Raw genomic sequence first — 20,509 nt, forward strand, 5'->3', positions numbered from 1 at the left:
GCTCGCTGGCCGCTCACTCGGCCTTCGCCGTCGCTTCGCAAGCCTGCGCTTGATCGGCCCAGTTGGGTCCGGCCTCGCGCAGCTTGCTCAGCCCCTCGCGCGCCAGCTCGCGCGCGGGGGAGTCTCGATGCGTGACGCCGCTCTCGATCTGGGCGTGGGCGAGCAGGCACTGGGCCTCGCCGATCTCCGCAGGGTCGCCAACGGCGGCGCGGATCTCGAGCGCGCGCGTGAGCACTTCGGTGGCCGCGCTGGCTTGGCCGAGCGCGAGCAGCCCTTGGCCAATGCCGATCAGGGAGTACGCGGTGTAGGGGTGCGTGGGTCCAACGCCGGCCTCGCAGATCTCCAGCGCGCGGCGATCGTGCTCGAGGCCCAGGCGCGGCTGGTCTTCGGCGCGTGCGATCAGGCCCAGATTGTTGAGGATGATCGCCACGAAGGTGTTCTCGGAGCCGTGTTCGCGCTCGGCCGCAACCAGCGCCCGCTCGCACAGGCTGCGCGCCTGGGCCAGCTCACCGAGCTTGTAGAGCGTGAAGCAAAGGCTGTTGGCGGCGGTGATCCCAAGGTGGGTCCGCAGCTGCGCCACCTCCCCGCTGCGCTCGAGGATCGCCTCGAAGCGCTCGCGGGCGGCGGGGTGATCGCCGCGCATGTCGTGGACGAACGCCAGCGACTCCAACGCGACTAGCGTCCGCGTGTGCTCAACGCCAAACGCCGCCTCGGCGATGCTCAGGATCCGCTGCCCGTCGAGCAGCGCGGCGTCCAGCTCGCCAGCCTGTATGGACAGCATCAAGCGTGCGCGCAGCGGCCCAAGCAACAAGGGGTGGTTGGGGTCGAGGACCCGCTCGAACACCCCGACCACTGCGTCGAGCTCCGCGCCGGCTTCGGCGGCCCGCCCCTCGTCACCCAGCGCGATCACGAGGGCGAGCCGCACCTCGGCGGTCTGCAGCTGCTGGGGACCGTAGGTCTGCTCGGACAGGGCCAGGGCCTGTCGCTGCTGCTCGATCGCCTCGGGGTAGTGATGGTTGCGGCTGAGCACCAGCCCAAACAAGCGGCGGCGCTCGATCTCGATCTCTGGCGGCCGCCCAGCCCGACGAGACAAACCAGCGGCGACGGCAGACCAGCGCCGCGCGAGCTCGAGCCCCTGCTCGTTGGGGCCAAAATTGTCGACCTCGATCAGCGCGAGCGCGGTGTCGAGCGCGAGCCGATCATGGCCGAGACCGAGGGCCAGCTCGTGCGCGCGCAACAAGTAGGCGCGCGCGCCTTCGACGTCATCGGAGAGCTTGGCGAAGCTGCCCTCGACGCCCTCGAGCTCGGCCAGCAGTGGCTCATAGCCCAGGCGTTCGGCCCCCTCGCGCACGCGCGCCAGCTCGCGCTCGACCCCCTCGAGGCGCTCCGCCCCGAGTCGCGCCTGCAAGTGTGCGAGCGTCTCCCGGAACCCGTGGACCGCCTCGAGTTGATCTGGCGGCGGCCCATCGATCGCGCGCAGGCCCTCGACGTCTGCGCAGCGCTCGAGCGTTGGCAGCGTGGTGACCAGGCGTGGGGCCTCACTGACGAGCTCGGCGTCAGCCTGGATCAGCAGATCGACGAGCGCCTGGACCTGCTCGCGGCGCTGCGCCAGGCAAGCCATGCGAAGGTCGTAGAGCTCGGGCGACTGCTCGTGTCGGCTCGCGCAGGTGCTGGCGTAGACCGCCGCCCACTCGCCCGACCACGCGTCGAGGCCCGCGCGCGTGGCCGCCAAGCTCGTCTCGGCGTAGCTCAGCTCGAGCGCGCCAAACGTGCGCGCGAGCGCGGCTTGGCGCGCGGGTCCCCAGGTCTCGGCGATCTGGGCCTGGCCTGCTTCGCAGACGTCGACCGGGACCGTGTTGGCGGGGCCGGCGACCCACGCGGCCGTCGTCGCCGCCAGGGCGGCCGCGGCCAAGATCGCCAGCAACCACGGCCAGCGACGCGGCGCAGGCTGGACGACAGGCAAGTCGAGCGCGTCGAGCAAGCCCCGCATGTCCGCAAAGCGATCATCCGGCGCGCGCGAGAGCCCACGCATGATCGCCCGGCCGATGCTCGCCGGGACCGGACTGTCGCGCGGTGGCGAGCGCGGCTCACCCAAGGTCACCGAGGCGACCAGCTCGAACACGCGGGTCCCCACGAACGGCGGGTAGCCGTAGAGCGCCTCGTAGAGCGCGACGCAAAATGAGAACTGATCCGAGCGCGCGTCGGCGAGGCTCCGCTGGAACTGCTCGGGCGACATGTAGCGCGGCGTCCCGACCAGCGCCCCGGCTCGTGTCAATGGCGCCACGGACCCAGCTCGGTCGGGGGACGAGGGCTGCGCGAGCGCGGTCGGGGTGACGCTGCCCGCGGCCGGGAGCGTCGAGCCTCCGACCGTGAGATCGGGATCGATCGACTCGAGCGGGACTGCCGGCGCCGCCCCGAGCTCGGCTTGGTCGTCACCGTCAGGATCATGGGCCAGAGAACCCTCGTCGGTCGGCCGGACCAGCCCAAAGTCGGCGACGAGCACCCGCTCGTCCGCGCCAATGAGCACGTTGTCAGGCTTGAAGTCGCGGTGCACCAGCCCCGCGAGATGAGCGGCGGCCAAGCCCTCACCCGCCGCGCGAAACAGCTCGAGGATCCGCTCCCACTCGCGCGCCTCGTCGTTGAGCCAGCGCCGCAGCGTGACCCCGTCGACGTACTCCATCGCAATCCAGACCGATTGGTCGTGGCTGCCAACATCGAACACCGACACGACGTTCGGGTGGGAGAGCCGGGCCATCGCCTGGGCTTCGCGCTGCAGCCGACCGTGGGCGTCGGCGCTGCCTCGATCGGGGCGCACGAGCTTGAGGGCGACCCGCCGATCGAGCTTTGGATCCCAGGCCGCATAGACCACCCCCATCCCGCCGATCCCGATCTGCTCGAGGACCACGAAGCGGGCGATCTTGTCGGGCGTGCGCTCGGCCTCGGCTGGCCTGCGCTGGGCGCCCTCGCCCGCTGCGTCCTGGGTGTGGGTCACGTCGAGCGAGTCGTCCACCCCAAGCCCGGCGCCCACACGCGAGGGCGCAAGCGTCGCATCGCCACGGCTGGGCTCGCTCTTCACCGCGCCAGTCTAGACCCACCGCGGGCATCCTGGGGCCGAGTCAGCGCACGCGCGATGGCCGAGTTTCGCGTTGGCCGCTCGCGAGATTCGCCCGCTCCGTCGCACGAGGCTGAGCTTTCGTGCCACCCTGTGGCCATGCGCCGCGACGCCGCCGTGGAGGTCAGTCGACTGCTCGCCGAGGACTCGGCCGCCCTCCAGCTCGAGACCCTGTCCGACTGGGGCGGGCTCGAGCGATTGTTGACCCGGCCCCGAATTCAAAAACCTGGGCTCGCGCTGTCGGGCTTCGTCAAACATGTCTACGCAGATCGCCTGCAGGTCTTGGGGCTGACCGAGGTCGACTACCTGCTCAGCATCGGCGAGACCGAGGCACGCGCGGGGCTCGAGGCCTACTGCAAGCGCAAGCTGGCGGCGATGGCCCTCACCCGTGGGCTCGAGCCGCCGCCGCCGCTGATGGAGCTGGCCCGCGAACACGGGATCCCGGTGCTGCGCACGCCGCTGATGACCTCGAGCTTCATCTCGCGGGTGACGCGGCGGCTCGAAGAGCTGCTCTCGCCCCGGGCCAACATTCACGGGGTGCTCGTCGACGTGCTCGGGGTCGGGTTGCTGTTGATCGGGCGCAGCGGTGTGGGCAAGAGCGAGGCCGCGCTGGATCTGGTGTTGCGCGGCCACCGGCTCGTCGCCGACGACGTCGTCGAGGTCATGATCCGCCCGCCCGACACGATCTGGGGCGCCGCCACGCAGCTGCACCAGCACCACATGGAGATCCGCGGGATGGGGATCCTGAACATCACGCACCTATTCGGGGTCGCCGCCGTGCGCGACAACAAGAAGATCGAGGTCGTGGTCGAGCTCTCGGATCTGCACGAGGACGACTACGATCGGCTGGGGACCGAGAACAACAACTGGCCGATCCTGGGCGTCGACATCCCGCTGGTCCGGATCCCGCTCCGGGCGGGTCGCAACATCTCGTCACTGATCGAGGTCGTGGCCCGCAACCAGATCCTGAAATTTCGCGGGATCGACTCGGCCCGTGAATTCCAAGAGAAGATCGCCACCCACATCGCGATGACGACCGGCACCGCGACACCGAGCGACGCCCCGGAGGAGGCCTCGCCCAGGCAGGTCTCGGGTCAGATCACCGGGCTGGTCTCGCTTGGCGAGGTCGAGTGATGGAGCTGCTCGTCGTCACCGGCCTGTCGGGCGCGGGCAAGTCGACCTGCCTGCGCGCGCTCGAGGATCTTGGCTACTACTGCGTCGACAACCTGCCGGTCCCGATGCTGCCAGCGCTGGTCGAGATCAAGGCCACGGACCACGGGCCGCGGCGCCTGGCGATCGGCGTGGACGCTCGCGCGAATGAACACCTGTACGCGTTCGCCAGCGTCCGCGAGCAGCTGCTCGCCGCTGGCCACACGATCGAGGTGCTGTTCCTCGAGGCCCCCGACGCCGTGGTGGTCCGGCGGTTCTCCGAGACCCGCCGCCGTCACCCCATGGGCGAGCTTCCCAAGGCGATCCAGGTCGAGCGCGAGCGCCTGCGCGAGCTTCGGGCCCTGGCCGACTCGGTCGTCGACACCGAGAACCTGTCCTCGCGTCAGCTTCGTCAGTTGGTCCGCGATCGCTACGCCACCCACGGCGGCGTGCTGCACTTGGTGTTGATGTCGTTCGGGTTCAAGAACGGCCTGCCGAGCGAGGCGGACTTGGTGTTCGACGCTCGGTTCTTGCAAAACCCGTTCGACGTGCCCGAGCTGCGCGCCCAAGGTGGCTTTGACGGGGCCGTGCGTGACTTCGTGCTCAAACAGGATGACGCCAAAGAGCTGCTCGATCGGATCGAGTCTTGGCTGCGCTTTCAAGCGCCCCGCACGATCCGTGAGGGCCGCTCGTACCTGACCGTCGCGCTGGGTTGTACGGGCGGGCAGCATCGCTCGGTCGCGCTGACCGAAGCGCTGCACGAACGCCTGCGCGCCGATCCGGTCGCCGGCCCTGCGCCGGTGCTCGCGGTCCGTCACCGCGATCTCGAGCAGGCGCTGGCCGACACTGCCCGGTTGGCGTGAACCAGCGACGGCGTGCGCGGGCTGGCGATATCGTGTCCGCCCAAGCCCCACGTCGACGACGAGAAAGACAAGAAGGACAAGCACTAGAGAAAGACTCGCCGCGCCGCTCGACCTAGAACTCAGCCCCCCACGCCACCTCACGAGTTCGGCCCGGCCAGCTCGGTCTGCAGAGTCCGCGGCCCCACGACTGGAGGCCCAGAGTGCCCAGCGTTGCCCGATGAATCGCGTTCTTCGCCCTCTGTAGCCATCGCGGTCATGTCGCATCCTGGCCGCGAAGTTGCGCTTTCCTTCCGGTGGATGCAGCATCTGCGCAGGTCATGCCAGCCGACGGCGTAGCTTCGTTTCACCCCAGCACCGCGCGCAGCGATTGCGCGACGGCGAAGTGTGGAGTCGTGGTCATCGGTCACGGGGGCACCGCCTCGGCCTTGCTCGCTGCCGCCCGCGGCATCGTTCCCGGTGACGGACTCGCCGATGTGCTGGCGATCGACGCTGGCGCAGGTGAGACCGAGGAGCTGCAGGCTCGCGTTTGTGCGGCGATCGATGACGTCGACGAAGGCCGGGGCATCTTGCTGATCGCAGATCTGATGGGCTCGAGCCCGTGCATGTGCGGCATCAAGAACAGCTTTGGGCACGGCTTCGCGGTGGTCACCGGCCTCAACTTGGCGATGCTCACCAAGCTCGCCCTCGCGGATCGGGGCAGCACCCCACGCGAGCTCGCCAACGCCTGCGCGGGCTCGGCTCAGCGAGCCGTCTGCGTCAAGATCAACGACGACCTCAGCAATCGAGACCAAGCCGATCCCCAAAAGTGCTCGACCGGCTGAGTCTCGCCCCGTCCGAACCGCCATCCTCGCCACCAGCGATCAGCCATCAACCATGGGTCGAACCAAGTCGAGTGAGCTAGAGATCGTCAACCCGCTGGGCCTCCACGCCCGCGCCGCCGCAAAACTCGTTGGCTTGGCGAACAAGTACGAGTCCGAGGTCTGGATCGGCAAGGACGGGCAAGAGGTCAACGGCAAGAGCATCCTGGGCGTACTGATGCTCGCCTGCGGGCAGGGCTCGAAGATCTCGCTGCGGGTCGAGGGCAAGGACGCCGACAAGGCCCACGGCGCCCTCTCCGAGCTGGTCGGCGCCGGCTTCGGCGAGATTTGAGGGATCGGAAGTCAGGCGCCTGGATCGAATCACCTGTGATCTGTTTTCAGCTCGGGCAGGGCTTCTCGCCCGCTTGCGGACGCTTTCGTAGACTGGTTCACCCTGGGCAGCGAACGGATCGGGGTGTCGTTCCCCAGTCGGCCCAACCCATGGAGTCAGGGCGATTGGGGTAAAAATAGCCATGCCGAACGAACGCGACACCCCCGAGGCCCGGGAGCAGCGCGAAGTCTCGACGGTTCGTGACGTCGCGCCCCCCGGCGCGCTCGAGCGGCGGGGCGACGGGGTCAGCCCCGGTCTTGGCCTTGGCCCCGCCTACGTCGTCGACCGCCGCGAGGTCAACGTTCCGCACACGCACATCGATCGTGAGGCGGTCGACGACGAGATCAAGCGATTCCGAACGGCGCTACGCGGCGCCCAAGATCAGCTCGAGACGATCAAGGGTCGCCTGACTCACGGTGAGCACCGACAGATCCTCAAGGCTCAGCAGATGATGCTGCGCGATCCAGATCTGATCCAGCGGACCGAGGCGCTGATCAAGACCGATCTGATCAACGCCGAGTGGGCCGTCAGCCGCTCGGTCGATCAGATCCGCGAGACCTTGGCCAAGGCCAGCGTCGAGCTGTTTCGCGAGCGGCAATTCGACGTCGCGTTCATGGGCGAGCGATTGATCACCACGCTCGGCGGCGAAGAGCGCGACGCGATCACGCCACCCGAGGGCTCGGTCGTCGTCGCCCACGATCTCAGCCCAGCCGACACCGCCCAGCTGGCCCGCTACAAGGTCGCCGGGCTGGTCACCGAAGAGGGCGGCCAGACCTCGCACACGGCGATCATCGCTCGGGCCCTGCAGATCCCCGCGGTCGTTGGCGCCGATGATCTGCTCGCCGCCATCGCAACGGGGGACACCGTGATCGTCGATGGTGTGCACGGGCTCGTCCACATTCGGCCCAATCAGGCCCAGCTCGACGCGCTCGAGCTCGAGGTCGAGCGCTACGTCGCGTTCGAGCAGGAGTTCCAAAAAGAGCACGCGCTCCCAGCCCAGTCGGACGACGGCGAGACCATTCACCTGCGGGCCAACCTCGCGCTCGACGAAGAGTGTGAGCTCGCCCGCCGGTTCGGCGCCGAGGGCGTCGGCCTGTATCGGACCGAGTTCATGTTCATGAACCGCGAGACCGCGCCCAGCGAAGAAGAGCACTACCGCAGCGCCAAAGCGCTGCTGCGGCGCTGGAACCCCCACCCTGTCCGCATCCGTACCTTTGACCTTGGCTCCGACAAACAGTGCCCGGCCTTCGCTACCGCCGAGGTCGAGGCCAACCCCGCGATGGGGCTGCGCTCGATGCGGCTGGCGCTGCGCCAGCGCGATGCGTTCTTGGCCCAGCTGCGCGGGCTGATGCGGGCTGCCCTGCACGGCCCCGTGCAGATCATGCTGCCGCTCGTCAGTGGGCTCGAGGAGCTCGCTGCTGGGCGCGAGGCGTTCGATGAGGCCCGCGCGCAGCTGGTCGAGCAAGGCATGCCTCACGCCGACCACGTGTCTGTGGGCGTGATGATCGAGGTGCCCTCGGCGGCGGTGGTCGCCGACCTCATGGCTCGCCACGTCGACTTCATGAGCATCGGGACCAATGACTTGATCCAGTACACCCTCGCGATCGACCGCGAGAACGACGAGGTCAACTACCTGTACGAGCCGCTGCACCCCGCGATCCTGCGGCTGATCAAGCTGACCTGCGACGCAGGCGAGAACGCCGGGATCCCGGTCTCGCTGTGCGGCGAGATGGCCTCGGACCCACGCTACACCTGGGTGCTCGTCGGCCTTGGGCTGCGCGAGCTCTCGATGCAGGCCTCGGCGATCCCCGTGATCAAGAACATCATCCGCTCGTCCAGCCTCGACGAGATGCAGGCGCTCGCCGCGGCCGTGTTGGACTGCGAGACCGCCGTCGACGCGCGGCGGCTGGTCATGCAGGCTATCAGCGGTCGGTTTGGCGAGCACCTCCAGCACACCGCCGGCATGAGCCTCGACGAGGATGAGCTCGCGGCCGCCACCGCTGACCGCCTCGTGGTCGAGGCCTGACCAACATGACGACACATCTCGACGCGATCACCGAAGCCCCCTGCGCGCTGCCCGACGACCGCTCGCGGCTGGTCTCGATGGCGCCTGGCCGGCTGTGGGTCCAAGATATCGGGCCGCTGCCCGGCTCCGGGGACACGACCCCAACCCAGCCGCCCTCGCTGCTGATGCTCCACTCCCTGCTGGTCACCGGCTGGGACTTTCGCTTCCTCGCCGACGCGATCGCGATCGACGAGCGCCGCCGGGTGCTGTGCCCGGATCTATTCGGCTGCGGCAATTCGGATCGGCCGGACGCCTTGGACACGGGCGGCTATGGGTTCGAGTGGCACGCCGAGCTACTCGCCCGCATGCTCGATCGCCTCGAGGTCCCCTGCGTCGATGTGCTCGCCCATGGCTACGGCGGCGGCGCGGCGATCCACCTCGCGCACCGGCTCGAGCATCCCCACAGTCAGCACCGGGTCCGGCTGCGGCGGCTGATCTTGGTCGCGCCGCACTGTCTTCCGGTCGAGACCCCGATCGCGCTCCCCGGGCCCATGCCGCGGATCCGGCGGGCGTGGAACTGGGTCGGGTTCGCGCCGCTGGTGTTTCGCACGGTGTTTCGCCGCAACGATCTGCGGCGGTTCTTGCGTCGCTCACTGAGCGCGCCCGAGCTGCTGGACACCGAGCGCCTCGAGGATGACGTTGACGTGTACTGGGATCGACTGTGCCGTGACGGGGGGCTCGAGGCCGTGCAGGCGATGCTCGGGCAGCTCGACCAGCTCCACGAGTTTCACCCCGACGGCGTCCGCGAGCGCCTGCACACCGCGGCGCGGTCGATCACGAGTCCAACCATGCTCGTGTGGGGGGACCGAGATGAGATCGTTCCAACCGCGATGGCGGTGCCGACCGCGAAGCTGTTTGCCAACGCTGAGCTGCGGATCATCGAAGGCTGCGGGCACGCGCCCCAGCGCGAGCGACCCGCGGCGCTGCGACAGGTGCTCGATGGCTTCGAGCGGCGCATGCGGGCGTGAGGGGCCCCATCGCTTGTGGCTTGTCGCGTGCCGCGTGAGTCGGTCAGCGGTGCTCCGCGAGCCACGCCACACACGCCTCGCCCCCTCTTGATTCCTGATCGTGTCGGCCTCGAGCCGACGCGTGATCGTTGGCGTGATCTTCATGATCGCCAGCGCGCGCGCTTCGGCGTCGCGGTCTTGCTCGAACAGCATCGTCGCCACGCGGTTGAGCACGCCAGCGAACGCCCAGAAACGGGCGATGACCAGGAACTCGAGCGCCTGCCTGCGCGCTACCGTCATCCACGTCCGTAGCGTAGTCTCGACGACGATGGCCCGCCTCGACCTCACCGCCCGTCCCCGCCGCAACCGCAAGAGCACGGCGATCCGCGACGCCGTCCGCGAGACCTGGCTGGGACCGGAGCACTTCATCTACCCGCTGTTCATCCACGAGGGTTCCGACGACATCCCGATCACGTCGATGCCGGGCCGCTCGCGCCTGAGCCCCGAAGGCCTGCTGCGCGAAGCCGAGCGGGCCGTGGCGCTGGATCTACGCGCGCTGGTGTTGTTCCCCGCGATCGATGAGTCGCTCAAGAGCGCCCATGGCCACGAGGCCCACAATGATGAAGGCCTGATCCCGCGCACGATCCGAGCGCTCAAGCAGCGTTGGCCCGAGTTGATGGTCGTGACCGACGTGGCCCTGGATCCCTACTCCAGCGACGGCCACGACGGGATCCTCGCCCCCGACGGACGGATCCTCAACGACGCCACCGTCGAGGTCCTGGTCGAGCAAGCGCTGTGTCACGCCCGCGCTGGAGCCGACATCATCTCGCCTTCTGACATGATGGACGGGCGCGTCGGGGCGATCCGGGACGGCCTCGACGACGCCGGCTTCACCGACGTGTCGATCCTCGCGTACACGGCGAAGTACGCCTCGGCCTATTACGGCCCGTTCCGCGAGGCGCTCGACTCGGCCCCAAAGCACGGCGACAAGAAGACCTATCAGATGGATCCGGCCAACGTGCGCGAGGCCCTGCGCGAGGTCGAGCTCGACGAAGACGAAGGCGCCGACATGGTCATGGTCAAGCCCGCGGGGCCCTACCTGGACGTGATCCGAGCGGTCCGCGAGGCCACCCCGCTGCCCTTGGCTGCGTACCAGGTCAGCGGCGAGTATGCGATGCTCAAGGCGGCGTGCGAGCGCGGTTGGCTCGACGAGCGCAAGGCCGTGCTCGAGAGCCTGATCGCAATCCGCCGCGCAGGCGCCGACGTGATCCTGAGCTACTTCGCCCCGGACGCCGCGACCTGGCTGCGCGAGGGCCGGCCATGGTGAGCATCTTCGCGCTTGGGATCGCGGGCCTGCTCATCGTCTTTGGGTTTGGCTCCCTGGTGTTCTGGCTGGTCACACGCCCGAGCACCAAGCAGCTGAACTCGGGTGAGTCCCCCGCTACGCCTCAGCGCGTCGTTGCCCAGGCACCGGTGAGCTCGCACGTGGTCGTGCACCTGCGCGGGGGGACGCCGCTCGGGGCGATGCTGCGCGAACACGCCAACACGGCCGAGACCCAAGGTCTGCGCCCGTTCTTGGAGTTCGGCGCGCTGTGGTGCCCGCCCTCGCGCATGTTCGGCGAACTCCTGGAAGAACCACGGCTGCAGGCCGCCCTCGCCGGCGTCTACTTGATCCGCGCCGAGCTCGACGACTTCGTCAACGATCACCGCACCAAAGAACTCCGGGCTGTCGCGGTCCCCGTGTTCTACGAGCTCGATGCACAGGGCCAGGCCACCGGTCACACGATCACCGGCGCGGCCTGGGGCGAGGACACGCTCGACAACATCGCCAGGACGATGGCTCGGTTCTTCTCGAACTGAGCGCGCGCCGGCTCTCCTGCCGGTCCGGTTTTCGTGGTAGGGGTCGGACAATGAGTGACGCCGCGTTCCGCGATCGAGCCCCGCAAACTGTCATGCAGCTGTTGGACACCGCGGCCGAGTCGTATGGCTCTGCCCCAGCGCTGCGCGCCAAGTCCAGCTCGGGTTCCTGGCAGGACACCACGTGGACCGAGTACCGCGCCGAGGTCCGCCGCACCGCGAAGGGCCTGCTCGCGCTGGGCCTCGAGCCCGGCAAGGGCGTGTCGTTGATCGGCTTCAACTGCAAGCGCTGGCTGATCGGCGACCTCGCAGCAATCCACGCTGGCGGGGTCCCGGTCGGGATCTACACGACCAACTCGCCAGCGCAGTGCCAATACATTGCCAGCCACAGCGACTCCAACATAGCGATCGTCGAGAACCACGAGCAGCTCGCCAAGTTCCTGGAGGTCCGTGACCAGCTGCCGCTGCTGCGCGCGATCGTGTTGATGCGTGGCGAGCACGAGGACGAGCTCGTGCACTCGTGGGCGCAGATGCTCGAGCAAGGCGACGCGCTCGACGACGCCAAGCTCGAAGCACGCATCGCCGCGCAGACCCCCGAAGACATCTGCACGCTGATCTACACCTCGGGCACGACCGGCGAGCCCAAGGGTGTGATGCTCAGCCACGACAACCTGACCTGGACCTCGGCCTCGGCAGCCTCGGTGCTCGAGCTCGATCCGGGCGCCCGCATGTTCAGCTACCTGCCGCTGTCGCACATCGCCGAGCAGGTCGTCACGTTCTTCGTGCCCATGCAAAAAGGCCTGTGCACCAGCTTCGCAGAGAGCTTCGAGAAGCTCGGCGAGAACCTGGCGGAGGTCCGGCCGCACGTGTTCCTGGGCGTGCCGCGGGTGTGGGAAAAGATCCAAGCCAAGATGATGGCCGCGGGCGCCCAGAACACGGGGCTCAAGAAGGCGATCGCCCAGTGGGCGCGCAAGGTCGGCGCCCGGGCGATCGAGAACCGCCAGCGCGGCGAGGCCCCGCCGCTCGTGTATGGGCTCGCCGACAAGTTGGTGTTCTCCAAGGTTCGGCACCGGCTGGGCCTCGACAACAGCATCTTCAACATCACCTCGGCAGCGCCGATCGCCAAAGAGACCCTGGATTTCTTCGGCAGCCTGGGGATCTTGATCAACGAGGTCTACGGCATGAGCGAGTGCACCGGGCCAGCCAGCATGTCGACCCCCAACAAATTTCAGGTTGGCTGGGTTGGCTGGGCGCTGCCAGGTGCCGAGCTGAAGGTCGCCGAAGACGGCGAGCTGTGCATGCGCGGCCGCAACGTGTTCAAGGGCTACTACAAGAACCCCGAGGCGACCGCCGATGCGCTCGACGCCGAGGGTTGGCTGCACTCGGGCGACATTGGTGAGAGGTCCGGTGATTTCTACCGGATCACCGACCGCAAGAAGGATCTGTTGATCACCGCCGGCGGCGAGAACATCGCCCCGCAGATGATCGAGGGCAAGCTCAAGAACCTCGTGTGGATCAGCCAGGCCGTCGTCGTGGGCGACCGCATGCCCTACTTGTCTGCGCTGCTCACGATCGACGAGGACAAGTTCGACGATCTGCTCAAGCAGACCGGCAGCACCAGCGAGACCCTGGAAGAGCTCTCGCAGGATCCCAAGCTGAGCGAGTTCGTCATGCGGTCGATCGAAGCTGTCAACGCCGAGCTCGCGCGGGTTCAGACCATCAAGAAGATCAAGATCCTTCCGCGGGATCTGAGCATCGAGGGCGGCGAGATGACGCCGACCATGAAGATCAAGCGCAAGGCGATCAACGAGAAGTACAAGGCGGAGATCGCCGCTTTCTACGCCTGAGCGGGGTCCACCGGGCCATCTGGATTGGCCTGGGCGGGCCCTGGGCCCTCCCGGCTTGACCCAGACCCAAGCGCCGTGGGGTATAACTCCTCCCCATGCCCAGCGATCGCGTCGCGATGTTCATCGACTTCGAGAACCTCGTCTACGGGGTCGAGAACAACAACACGGCCGTCGATGGCGAGCAGGAGCTCGATGTCGACATTCAGCGCTTGGTCCGGTTCGTCCGTGATGAGGGTCGGCTGGTGCTCGCGCGGGCCTATGCTGACTGGCGAAGCCCCGGCGTCCGGCAGCACCAGCAAGACCTGTACGTGCAGGGCATCGAGACCGTCCACGTGTTCGGTCGTCGCCACGGCTCGGAGATCAAGAACTCGGTCGACGTCGCGCTGGCCGTCGACGCCGTCAGGGCCCTCTACGAGCGCGAGTTTGACACCTTCGTGCTGATCAGCGGTGATCGGGACTTCCTTCCGCTGTTGCGAGTCGTGCGGGAGCACGGCCACCGCATCATCGGTGTCTCGGTCCGCGAGTCTGCCTCGCGCGACCTCCCGAACTTGTGCGATCGCTTCGTCTACTACCGCGATCTGTGGCGGACCTGGGGCCCGGAAGAGCAGCGCGAAGTCCCGCGCAGCGCGGGTGAGATTCGTGACCTGGCGGTGTTCAAGGAGCACATGCGCCTGCTGTTGGCCGAAGAGGTCGGCGTGGGTGGGATCCTGGGCGCCACGCTCAAGCCGATGATCCGCAACCGCATTGATCCCGGCTTTGACGAGACCCAATTCGGCTTCCTCAAGTTCTCGAAGCTGCTCGAGGCCATGCCGGAGGTCGTGCGCATCGAGTACGCCACTGACACGCATAGCCGCGACATTCGGGTGTTCCCTGCCGAGGGCGGCGCCGTACAGTTGCATGATCAGCAGGCGCGCCAGGGTGAGCGGGATGAGCAGGGTGAGCAGGGTGAATCGCCTCGCCACAGCGGCGCCGTGATCTCGCAGCCGGTGCGTCCCTGGGAGCCAACGCCCGAGGCGTTCTTGAGCCGGGCCCGCGCTCGGTTGGCCCGCACGGGGCTGCACCTCGAGCTGCATCGGCGCCACGCGATCCTCGAGTTCATCCACGCCGAGCTGCCAACCGGCGACGCGTTCCGCAGCCAGGCGAGGATCCTCGAGCGCCTCGAAGAGCGGGCGGCAGCGGTCTCGAACGACGAGCTCGAGCACTCGACCGTGCGCCGGTACCTGTGGGCGCTCTATCAGTCGTGGGTGTTCGATATTGATCCGCCGGACCGCGGGCTAGACCACCTCGAGCGCGGGCTTCGGCTCAAGCCCGACTACCGCGAGGTCGACCGCTTGCGCCTGCGGGTCGAGCAGAGCTTGGTCTACAAGGTCTACGAGCTGCTGCCGCAAGAGCCCGAGGATGCGCGGGCGCGGCTGTGTGCGCTGCTAGAGATCGATGATGGGCGCGCGGCGGAGCTGATCGAGCGTGTTGAAGAGTACCGGCGCTCGCAGCAGCAGCGCGGGCGCTGAGCCGGTTCACAGGTTGTCGGATCTGCAGTCCGCCGAGTCACTGTGCAGGTGGGGTCGGGAGCACCTTCTCGAGCGCCGCGATCAACTCGGGCGCGAGCGGCGTGACCGGCGGCTCGAAGCGCTGGACGACGCGGCCCTGCGGGTCGACGAGGAATTTGGTGAAGTTCCAGGCGATCTCACCCTTGATGCCTTCGCCGGTCTCCTCGGTGAGCGTGCGGTACAGCGGATCCTTGTTGGCGCCCTTGGTCACCACCTTGTCGAACATCGGGAACTCGACCGCGTACTCGCTGTGAACGAACGCGTCGATCTGCTCGGGTGTCCCTGGCTCTTGGCCGCCGAAGTCGTTGGAGGGGAACGCGACAACCTCGAAGCCCTTGGCTTTGTACTTGCCGTAGAGTTCTTGGAGCTCGGCGTATTGAGGGGTGAAGCCGCACTCCGAGGCTGTGTTGACGACGAGCAGGGCCTTGCCGCGGTAGTCGGACAGGCTCTTGGTGGTGCCGTCTAGGAGTTTGACTTGTTGATCGAGGATCACTTCGTTGGGGGCGATCGGTTTGGCGGGGGCCGGCGCGGCGGGGGGCTCCGGCACGATCTGTTCAGCTGACGCGGCGGGCTGCTCGACTGGGGGAGCTTGGTCAGCGGGTGGTTTTGCGTCGCAGGCTACCAGGAGCACAGCGACGAGGAACATGGCGGAGCGCATGCTGGTGGTGTACAGGAGTGAGGGCGTTGAGGAAGCGTCATCGCCCGTGTGGGTGCTCACCGGAGAGGGCGGTTCGCCCTGTAGCCCTACGTCAGGGAATGCGATCGGCGCCGGCAAAATCTGGCGCACCAACAGTGTTTGGCCGTGGATCGCCGTCAATATCGTCCGTGGGATCATCGGTCGACCAGGAACCAGCCGTGTCAATCGCAGCTGGATACATGCCGGGCACTAGGTGAAAGTCCGCGTTTTGGTAGCTGACGAACCAGCTAGTGTCTGGCATCATACCGAGTGATGTATTACCTGGGACGTTCATCTCAAAAGCGCTGTCAGACGCTGTCACATTTGGGCACGACATTTCGTCATCCACTTGCCTAGAGACGATCAAGCTATTCCGAACAGTCACGTCACTTTCGTCAGCACAAACTAGCGCGCGCGATGCGGCCGCTCCCCCGGCAAGGGTGCTGTACAAAATAGTCGCCGTACCATCAGTGATGGTAACGGCATCCACATCAGTTACGTTTCCGCCTACGAAGCAATTCTCTAGCATGAGTGTTCCGCCGCTTGCGAGAACGATACCGCCACCAGGGTTATTAATGATGAGTGAGTCCTCGACCCACGCGGAGCCATTGACACGAAACCCGGGGGCCGCAGAGAGTGAAATTTGGATCCCTCGCATGTACAGCGTGCCGGGCACCGCAACCGTGACGGCAGGATTCGCATTGAACCCTGCCAAGATCGGAGTTTCGCCGTTAGCTGCGAAAAATGCCAGGGTCCCAGTTACGGCAATATCTTCCTGATATGCCGCACTCCCGACAAGCTCATGAATAACAACAATTGACTCGTTCGGGGCGTTGAGAATTGCTGCCCCGACCTCACAGTACGGCAGCGCCTCACTGCCGTCCGCTGCGATGCACACCACACCATTGTTCCCATTCACATGAACCACGTTAGTGGGATCGAAGCAGTTCCCCTCCGCAATATTGCACGCGCTATCCGAGCACTGCTCGTGTTCCGAACACCCCACGCACACATTCCCAGCGACATCACAGATGGGCGTCGTCCCCGTGCACGCGCTCTGGATGTCAGCCGTACACTGCACGCAGGTCGCCCCTTCACACACTGGCGTACTCGGGTCAGCGCCCGCGCACGAAGCATCGGGGTCTGCGGTCCCCTCGCAATCGACACAGACCCCGCTTTCGATGTCACAAAACGGCGCATCAGGGCCGCTGCAGTCCTCGTCACCCATGCAGGCCATTGGGTCACCATCTCCGTCACCATCTCCGTCCCCCGTGGGCTCACCATCACCGTCCCCCGTTGGATCCCCATCACCATCCCCAACAACATCACTGCACTCCGCCCCCGGCTTCCCATCGCAGTACCAACACCCGGTAGGCACAGCTTCCTGACACCCGTCCTCCGTGGCCACATCCACGCAAGTATTGTCCGAGCAATATGGTCTTGCCCCAAAAATTCGGACACCTGGTTCTATGCGGCTTGACTCGCCGTGTTCGCGGCGTAGAAGTCCCGCTCGTACTCGACCGGCGAGCAGTAGCCGATGGTCGAGTGCCTACGTTGGCCATTGTAGAAAACTTCGATCCATTCCGCAATAGACGTCATCGCATCTTCGTGGGTGAGAAAGATCTTCCGATAGACGTATTCGCGTTTCAAAGTAGCGAAGAAGGCCTCGGCGACGGCGTTGTCCCAGCAGTTGCCGCGGCGGCTCATGCTGCAAGTGATCCCTGCGTCGTCGAGTGTCTCGCGGACGCGCGTGGCCTTGTACTGGGAGCCCTGATCCGAATGGAAGAGCAAGCCTTGCTGTGACGGCTCCCGGCTCCCGAGCGCGGCGCTCAGAGCATCGAGGACGAGGTCGGCGCGCATATGATCGGCGCTCGCCCATCCGACGACCCGGCGCGAAAACAGGTCGATCACGACGGCGAGGTACACCCAGCCGGCGATGGTCCAGACGTAGGTGATGTCCGAGACCCAGACCCGGTCCGGCTCGTCGACATCGAAGCGGCGCTCGAGCACGTTGGGCGCGGCCGGATTGGTCGGCTCGGCGTCCGCCTTCCGGAACTTCGGCTTTAGGTCAGCGCTGAGCCCCAGCTTGGCCATCTGCCGCGCGACTCGCTTTCGATCCACGGCGAAGCCTTGGGCCTCGAGCTCCTCCGTCACCCGAGGGCTGCCATAGGTGCCGCGGCTTTCGTCGAAAATCTCGGTGATCTGCTGGTTCAACAACTCGTTCTCCTTGGCTCGATTCGATGGCGCCCGGGTTAGCGAGGCGTAGTAGCCCGACCTCGACACCTCGAGGACCCTGCACATCAGCTTGATCGGGAAGTTGGCCTTCTCCGCGTGGATCAGCTCGTAGGCCTCAGACGCTACGAGCTTTCCTTGGCGAAGTCGGGTAGCGCAAAGGAACCTCCCCCTCACGCCCCCACAGAACCGTACGTGAATCTCTCGACTCATACGGCTCCTATCGTCCAGCCGGCACCGTTGGGAGGAGCCCAGCGAGCTCCCAATGGACAAAGAGTCCGGGAGTACGCTCGGCGATACGTTGAAGCCAGGCCATCGCCTTCCGGGGTCGCCTCTTGAAGCGCTTGTATTTTCGCATCACCCATTGGCGAAGCACAACGTTCAACCCTCGCAGCACCGAGATCAACGCTGATGGCCGAAAGCGACCGTAGTAGCGTATCCAGCCTCGTAGCACTGGGTTGATGAACGCCGCAAGCTCTTCGAGAGTCATCCTCGTCCTCCTCGGCAACCTCCAACTCCGCCGCATGGTCTGGCGAACGCGACGCGCGGCCTTCCCACTGATGGCGGGGCTGAAGGAGACGAAGATCTGGCCCGTCCAAGCTTTCGCCAGACGGGGCTGGAAGGTAAAGCCCAAGAAGTCGAAACTCCTGACTTCGCTCCTCGACCACGTTCCCGGCATGCAGCCAACGATCCGGGTCTTTCCCGAATGCAACTCCAGTCGACAACGCTTTAGACGCTGCTTGATCTGGCCGAGCATCCACTCCGCATGCCCCTTCGATTCGCAGTGCACGAGAATGTCATCGGCGTACCGTTCGAATGGCACGCCTCGAAAAGTCTCGAACATCCACTGGTCGAAAGCCAAATGGAGGAATATGTTGGCCAGCAGCGGACTGATGACACCCCCTTGGGGCGTGCCCCGATCACGGGGTACGACCTGACCATCCTGGTCCTGGAGATCTGCCCTCAGCCACCGTTTGATATACAAGAGCACCCATCGGCAATCCGTGAACCGCCTGACCGCACGAAGTACTAACTCGTGGTCCAAGCGATCGAAGAACGACCGAATGTCGAGATCTAAAACCCACCCATGCTTCCAGCATCGGCGGCGAGCACTTTCGACAGCATCGTGTGCCGAGCGCCCGGGCCTATAGCCGAAAGAGTCGGAGTGAAACACCGGTTCCACCAAGGGTTCGAGATACATCTTGACGACGGCCTGAGCGATACGGTCCTCGACAGTTGGTATACCGAGAACCCTCACGCCGCCATCCCCTTTCGGTATCTCCACCCGCAAGACGGGCGGAGGGTGGTAAGAGCCCGAAGACATCCTGTTCCAGAGCCGATAAAGATTTCGACGAAGTTCACGCTCGAAATCATCGGTCCCCTGGCCATCGACGCCCGGAGCTCCCCGCTTGGCCCTCACTGTTTTGAAGGCCTCCCAAACCATCCTCTTAGGGATGGTGAACGGCTTTGTCTGCGTCATCGGTTCTTCCCGTTTCCGGTTGACCTCTGACCCAGGACAGACGATGCACCCCCTTGGCTCAGCGTGTTTTCACACGCTTCATCGCTACTACGAGATGCTCCGCCCCTGTGCCCCGCATCGGTACTTGCGCCCTCACGGAGGCTCTCCGCTCGAGTTCTTTCCTTGGCATCGGGACGACAGGTTCCCACGTTCCACACCAGCGCCTGATTCGAACTCACGCCGCCTTTATGCCGAGCGTCACCCAGCCAGTAAGCAGGTGCCCGCTGGATTTCCTCCCGGGCTAGCCTTCCATCCCGGTTTCGACGCCAATGGTAAAGCTCACGACACGTCATCAGCGGTTCACTTGCGTTCGTCTTCTCGAATCCTACCTGTCGCGATATCCCTCGCGACTTTCCCTCGACGCTCACCACGACGGCTCTTGACCGACGCAGCTCGAGGTGGTTTGGAGCCTGATCCTGCAACCCGACTCCGAGGGGCCATCCCTCATCACTGGTGTAGTTGGCGATCGCATCACTGATCGCGCTCGTGGCACACGAAGGCCGCGGCTTTTTTTAAGAAATCCCGCTCCATCTGCAGCTCGCGATTCTGCCTGCGCAGCTGCTTGAGCTCCTCCCGCTCCTCGGTCGTCAGTGGCCCGGCATCGCTGGTTCCGCCTTCGTCGACCTTCGCCTGGTTCACCCAGTTCCTGAGTGCCCCTTCAGGAAGGTCGAGATCTCGAGCTACCTGAGCGATCGGCTTGCTTGACCGCTGGCAGATCTTGACGGCCTCGGCCTTCTGTTGCGGTGTAAATGTCCTGCGTTTCTTGCGTGGCACGGTGCTTGTCCTCCAGTTTCCTTCTTCCGGAGGTGTCCATCAAACTGGGGCAGATCTAATACGCGTTTTCCCAGTCCGAGTGCTGCTGCGCGCAGTACCCATCACCGCCGTTGTTCACACAATGATCGGGGTTCGCCTCGACACACCCCGAGCTAGACGGCAGCAGCGCCCCGACGACGAAGCCCAGACTGAGGATGACAGCTTGACGGGAATTCACCTCTCCAGTGTCCAACGACTGGCTTTTGCGGTCAAGCACTTCACCAGCGAAACACAATGCACAATTGCATCATGCCACCGGCACGATCAGCCACAACCTGGCCGATCACGACAAACTGGCACTCGGATCAAAACGCGAAGCCGACGCCCTGCGGCCGCACGCGCACCTTCGCCCCGGACTGGCTCTTGCTCCGCGCCTTCTTCCGCTTGCTGACGTCCACCGCGATCATCACCACCCCAGCGATCAACGCCGCGCCGCCAATCGACAACACGACATTCCCGGGTGTTCGGTAATTCGTCTGTTCCTGCAGCGTCTCGTCCACCGGCTCCACCCCCCGGACCGCAAACGCAACCCCCGCGAGCCCCAGCACCCCCACACCAACCCCCGCGAACCCCAGCGGCCCGATCGCCTTCACATCCCCATCCCCACCAGCATCCCCGTCCCCACCAGCATCCCCATCCCCACCACCATCATCCCCCGGATCCACCACCTGGTGCTTCCGCGCCAGCTCCAACA

Annotated in this window: 16 protein-coding genes and 2 pseudogenes; 10 read left to right on the forward strand and 8 right to left on the reverse strand. The window is 65.9% G+C overall.

Annotation, left to right across the window (positions count from 1 at the left end; translation table 11 throughout):
- Positions 1 to 13 precede the first annotated feature (13 nt).
- Complete coding sequence (locus DB30_RS30125; RefSeq protein WP_146661251.1) at positions 14 to 3,076, reverse strand: serine/threonine-protein kinase; 3,063 nt, start codon at positions 3,074 to 3,076, stop codon at positions 14 to 16.
- A gap of 135 nt (positions 3,077 to 3,211) precedes the next feature.
- Here DB30_RS30125 and hprK point away from each other — a divergent pair, with 135 nt between their 5' ends.
- The 10 genes from hprK to DB30_RS30175 all read left to right on the forward strand — a co-directional run bounded on the left by hprK (position 3,212) and on the right by DB30_RS30175 (position 14,536).
- Complete coding sequence (gene hprK, locus DB30_RS30130; RefSeq protein WP_052555473.1) at positions 3,212 to 4,246, forward strand: HPr(Ser) kinase/phosphatase; 1,035 nt, start codon at positions 3,212 to 3,214, stop codon at positions 4,244 to 4,246.
- The gene (gene rapZ / locus DB30_RS30135) at positions 4,246 to 5,124 is read left to right on the forward strand and encodes an RNase adapter RapZ (RefSeq protein ID WP_052555475.1); all 879 of its coding nucleotides are present in this window, start codon (positions 4,246 to 4,248) and stop codon (positions 5,122 to 5,124) included. The genes hprK and rapZ overlap by 1 nt, the downstream gene beginning before the upstream one ends.
- A 293-nt stretch (positions 5,125 to 5,417) precedes the next feature.
- The gene (locus DB30_RS30140; protein WP_146661253.1) at positions 5,418 to 5,945 is read left to right on the forward strand and encodes a PTS sugar transporter subunit IIA; all 528 of its coding nucleotides are present in this window, start codon (positions 5,418 to 5,420) and stop codon (positions 5,943 to 5,945) included.
- 52 nt (positions 5,946 to 5,997) lie between these two features.
- Positions 5,998 to 6,273 carry an HPr family phosphocarrier protein gene (locus DB30_RS30145; protein ID WP_052555479.1) on the forward strand — a complete coding sequence of 92 codons (276 nt, stop codon included), beginning with the start codon at positions 5,998 to 6,000 and terminating at the stop codon, positions 6,271 to 6,273.
- A 181-nt stretch (positions 6,274 to 6,454) separates the two neighbouring features.
- Positions 6,455 to 8,338: a phosphoenolpyruvate--protein phosphotransferase gene (ptsP, locus tag DB30_RS30150; protein WP_052555480.1), complete on the forward strand. Its 1,884-nt coding sequence runs from the start codon at positions 6,455 to 6,457 to the stop codon at positions 8,336 to 8,338.
- Between the two features lie 5 nt (positions 8,339 to 8,343).
- Entirely contained in the window at positions 8,344 to 9,345 is a 1,002-nt protein-coding gene (locus tag DB30_RS30155) for an alpha/beta fold hydrolase (RefSeq protein WP_052555482.1), read from the forward strand.
- A 307-nt stretch (positions 9,346 to 9,652) separates the two neighbouring features.
- On the forward strand, positions 9,653 to 10,651 hold the full coding sequence (gene hemB / locus DB30_RS30160) for a porphobilinogen synthase (RefSeq protein WP_052555498.1): 999 nt from the start codon (positions 9,653 to 9,655) through the stop codon (positions 10,649 to 10,651).
- Positions 10,645 to 11,184 (forward strand): thioredoxin domain-containing protein, encoded by a 540-nt coding sequence (locus DB30_RS30165; RefSeq protein ID WP_052555484.1) that lies wholly within the window; start codon positions 10,645 to 10,647, stop codon positions 11,182 to 11,184. Before hemB ends, DB30_RS30165 begins: the two co-directional genes overlap by 7 nt.
- A 50-nt stretch (positions 11,185 to 11,234) precedes the next feature.
- A complete protein-coding gene (locus DB30_RS30170) occupies positions 11,235 to 13,028 on the forward strand; it encodes an AMP-dependent synthetase/ligase (RefSeq protein ID WP_146661255.1) in 1,794 nt (597 codons plus the stop codon).
- Positions 13,029 to 13,123: 95 nt separating this feature from the next.
- The gene (locus DB30_RS30175) at positions 13,124 to 14,536 is read left to right on the forward strand and encodes an NYN domain-containing protein (protein WP_052555488.1); all 1,413 of its coding nucleotides are present in this window, start codon (positions 13,124 to 13,126) and stop codon (positions 14,534 to 14,536) included.
- Positions 14,537 to 14,573: 37 nt separating this feature from the next.
- Here the strand turns inward: DB30_RS30175 and DB30_RS30180 are convergent, their stop codons facing one another.
- The 7 genes and pseudogenes from DB30_RS30180 to DB30_RS30210 all read right to left on the reverse strand — a co-directional run.
- Positions 14,574 to 15,221, reverse strand: coding sequence for a glutathione peroxidase (locus tag DB30_RS30180; RefSeq protein WP_146661257.1), 648 nt, complete (start codon positions 15,219 to 15,221; stop codon positions 14,574 to 14,576).
- A gap of 103 nt (positions 15,222 to 15,324) precedes the next feature.
- Positions 15,325 to 16,179 carry a hypothetical protein gene (locus tag DB30_RS30185; RefSeq protein ID WP_146661259.1) on the reverse strand — a complete coding sequence of 285 codons (855 nt, stop codon included), beginning with the start codon at positions 16,177 to 16,179 and terminating at the stop codon, positions 15,325 to 15,327.
- 539 nt (positions 16,180 to 16,718) lie between these two features.
- Entirely contained in the window at positions 16,719 to 17,696 is a 978-nt protein-coding gene (locus DB30_RS30190; protein ID WP_146661261.1) for an IS3 family transposase, read from the reverse strand.
- Positions 17,697 to 17,703: 7 nt separating this feature from the next.
- Positions 17,704 to 18,963: a group II intron reverse transcriptase/maturase gene (gene ltrA, locus DB30_RS30195; protein ID WP_052555490.1), complete on the reverse strand. Its 1,260-nt coding sequence runs from the start codon at positions 18,961 to 18,963 to the stop codon at positions 17,704 to 17,706.
- A 534-nt stretch (positions 18,964 to 19,497) separates the two neighbouring features.
- A pseudogene (locus tag DB30_RS30200) lies at positions 19,498 to 19,776 on the reverse strand (transposase); the annotation flags it as partial.
- A gap of 55 nt (positions 19,777 to 19,831) precedes the next feature.
- Positions 19,832 to 19,993 carry a hypothetical protein gene (locus tag DB30_RS30205; protein WP_153258430.1) on the reverse strand — a complete coding sequence of 54 codons (162 nt, stop codon included), beginning with the start codon at positions 19,991 to 19,993 and terminating at the stop codon, positions 19,832 to 19,834.
- Positions 19,994 to 20,120: 127 nt separating this feature from the next.
- Positions 20,121 to 20,509 (reverse strand): annotated as a pseudogene (locus tag DB30_RS30210) (hypothetical protein); the annotation flags it as partial.

This window comes from Enhygromyxa salina (genome assembly GCF_000737335.2).
GTDB lineage: Bacteria > Myxococcota_A > Polyangia > Nannocystales > Nannocystaceae > Plesiocystis > Plesiocystis salina_C.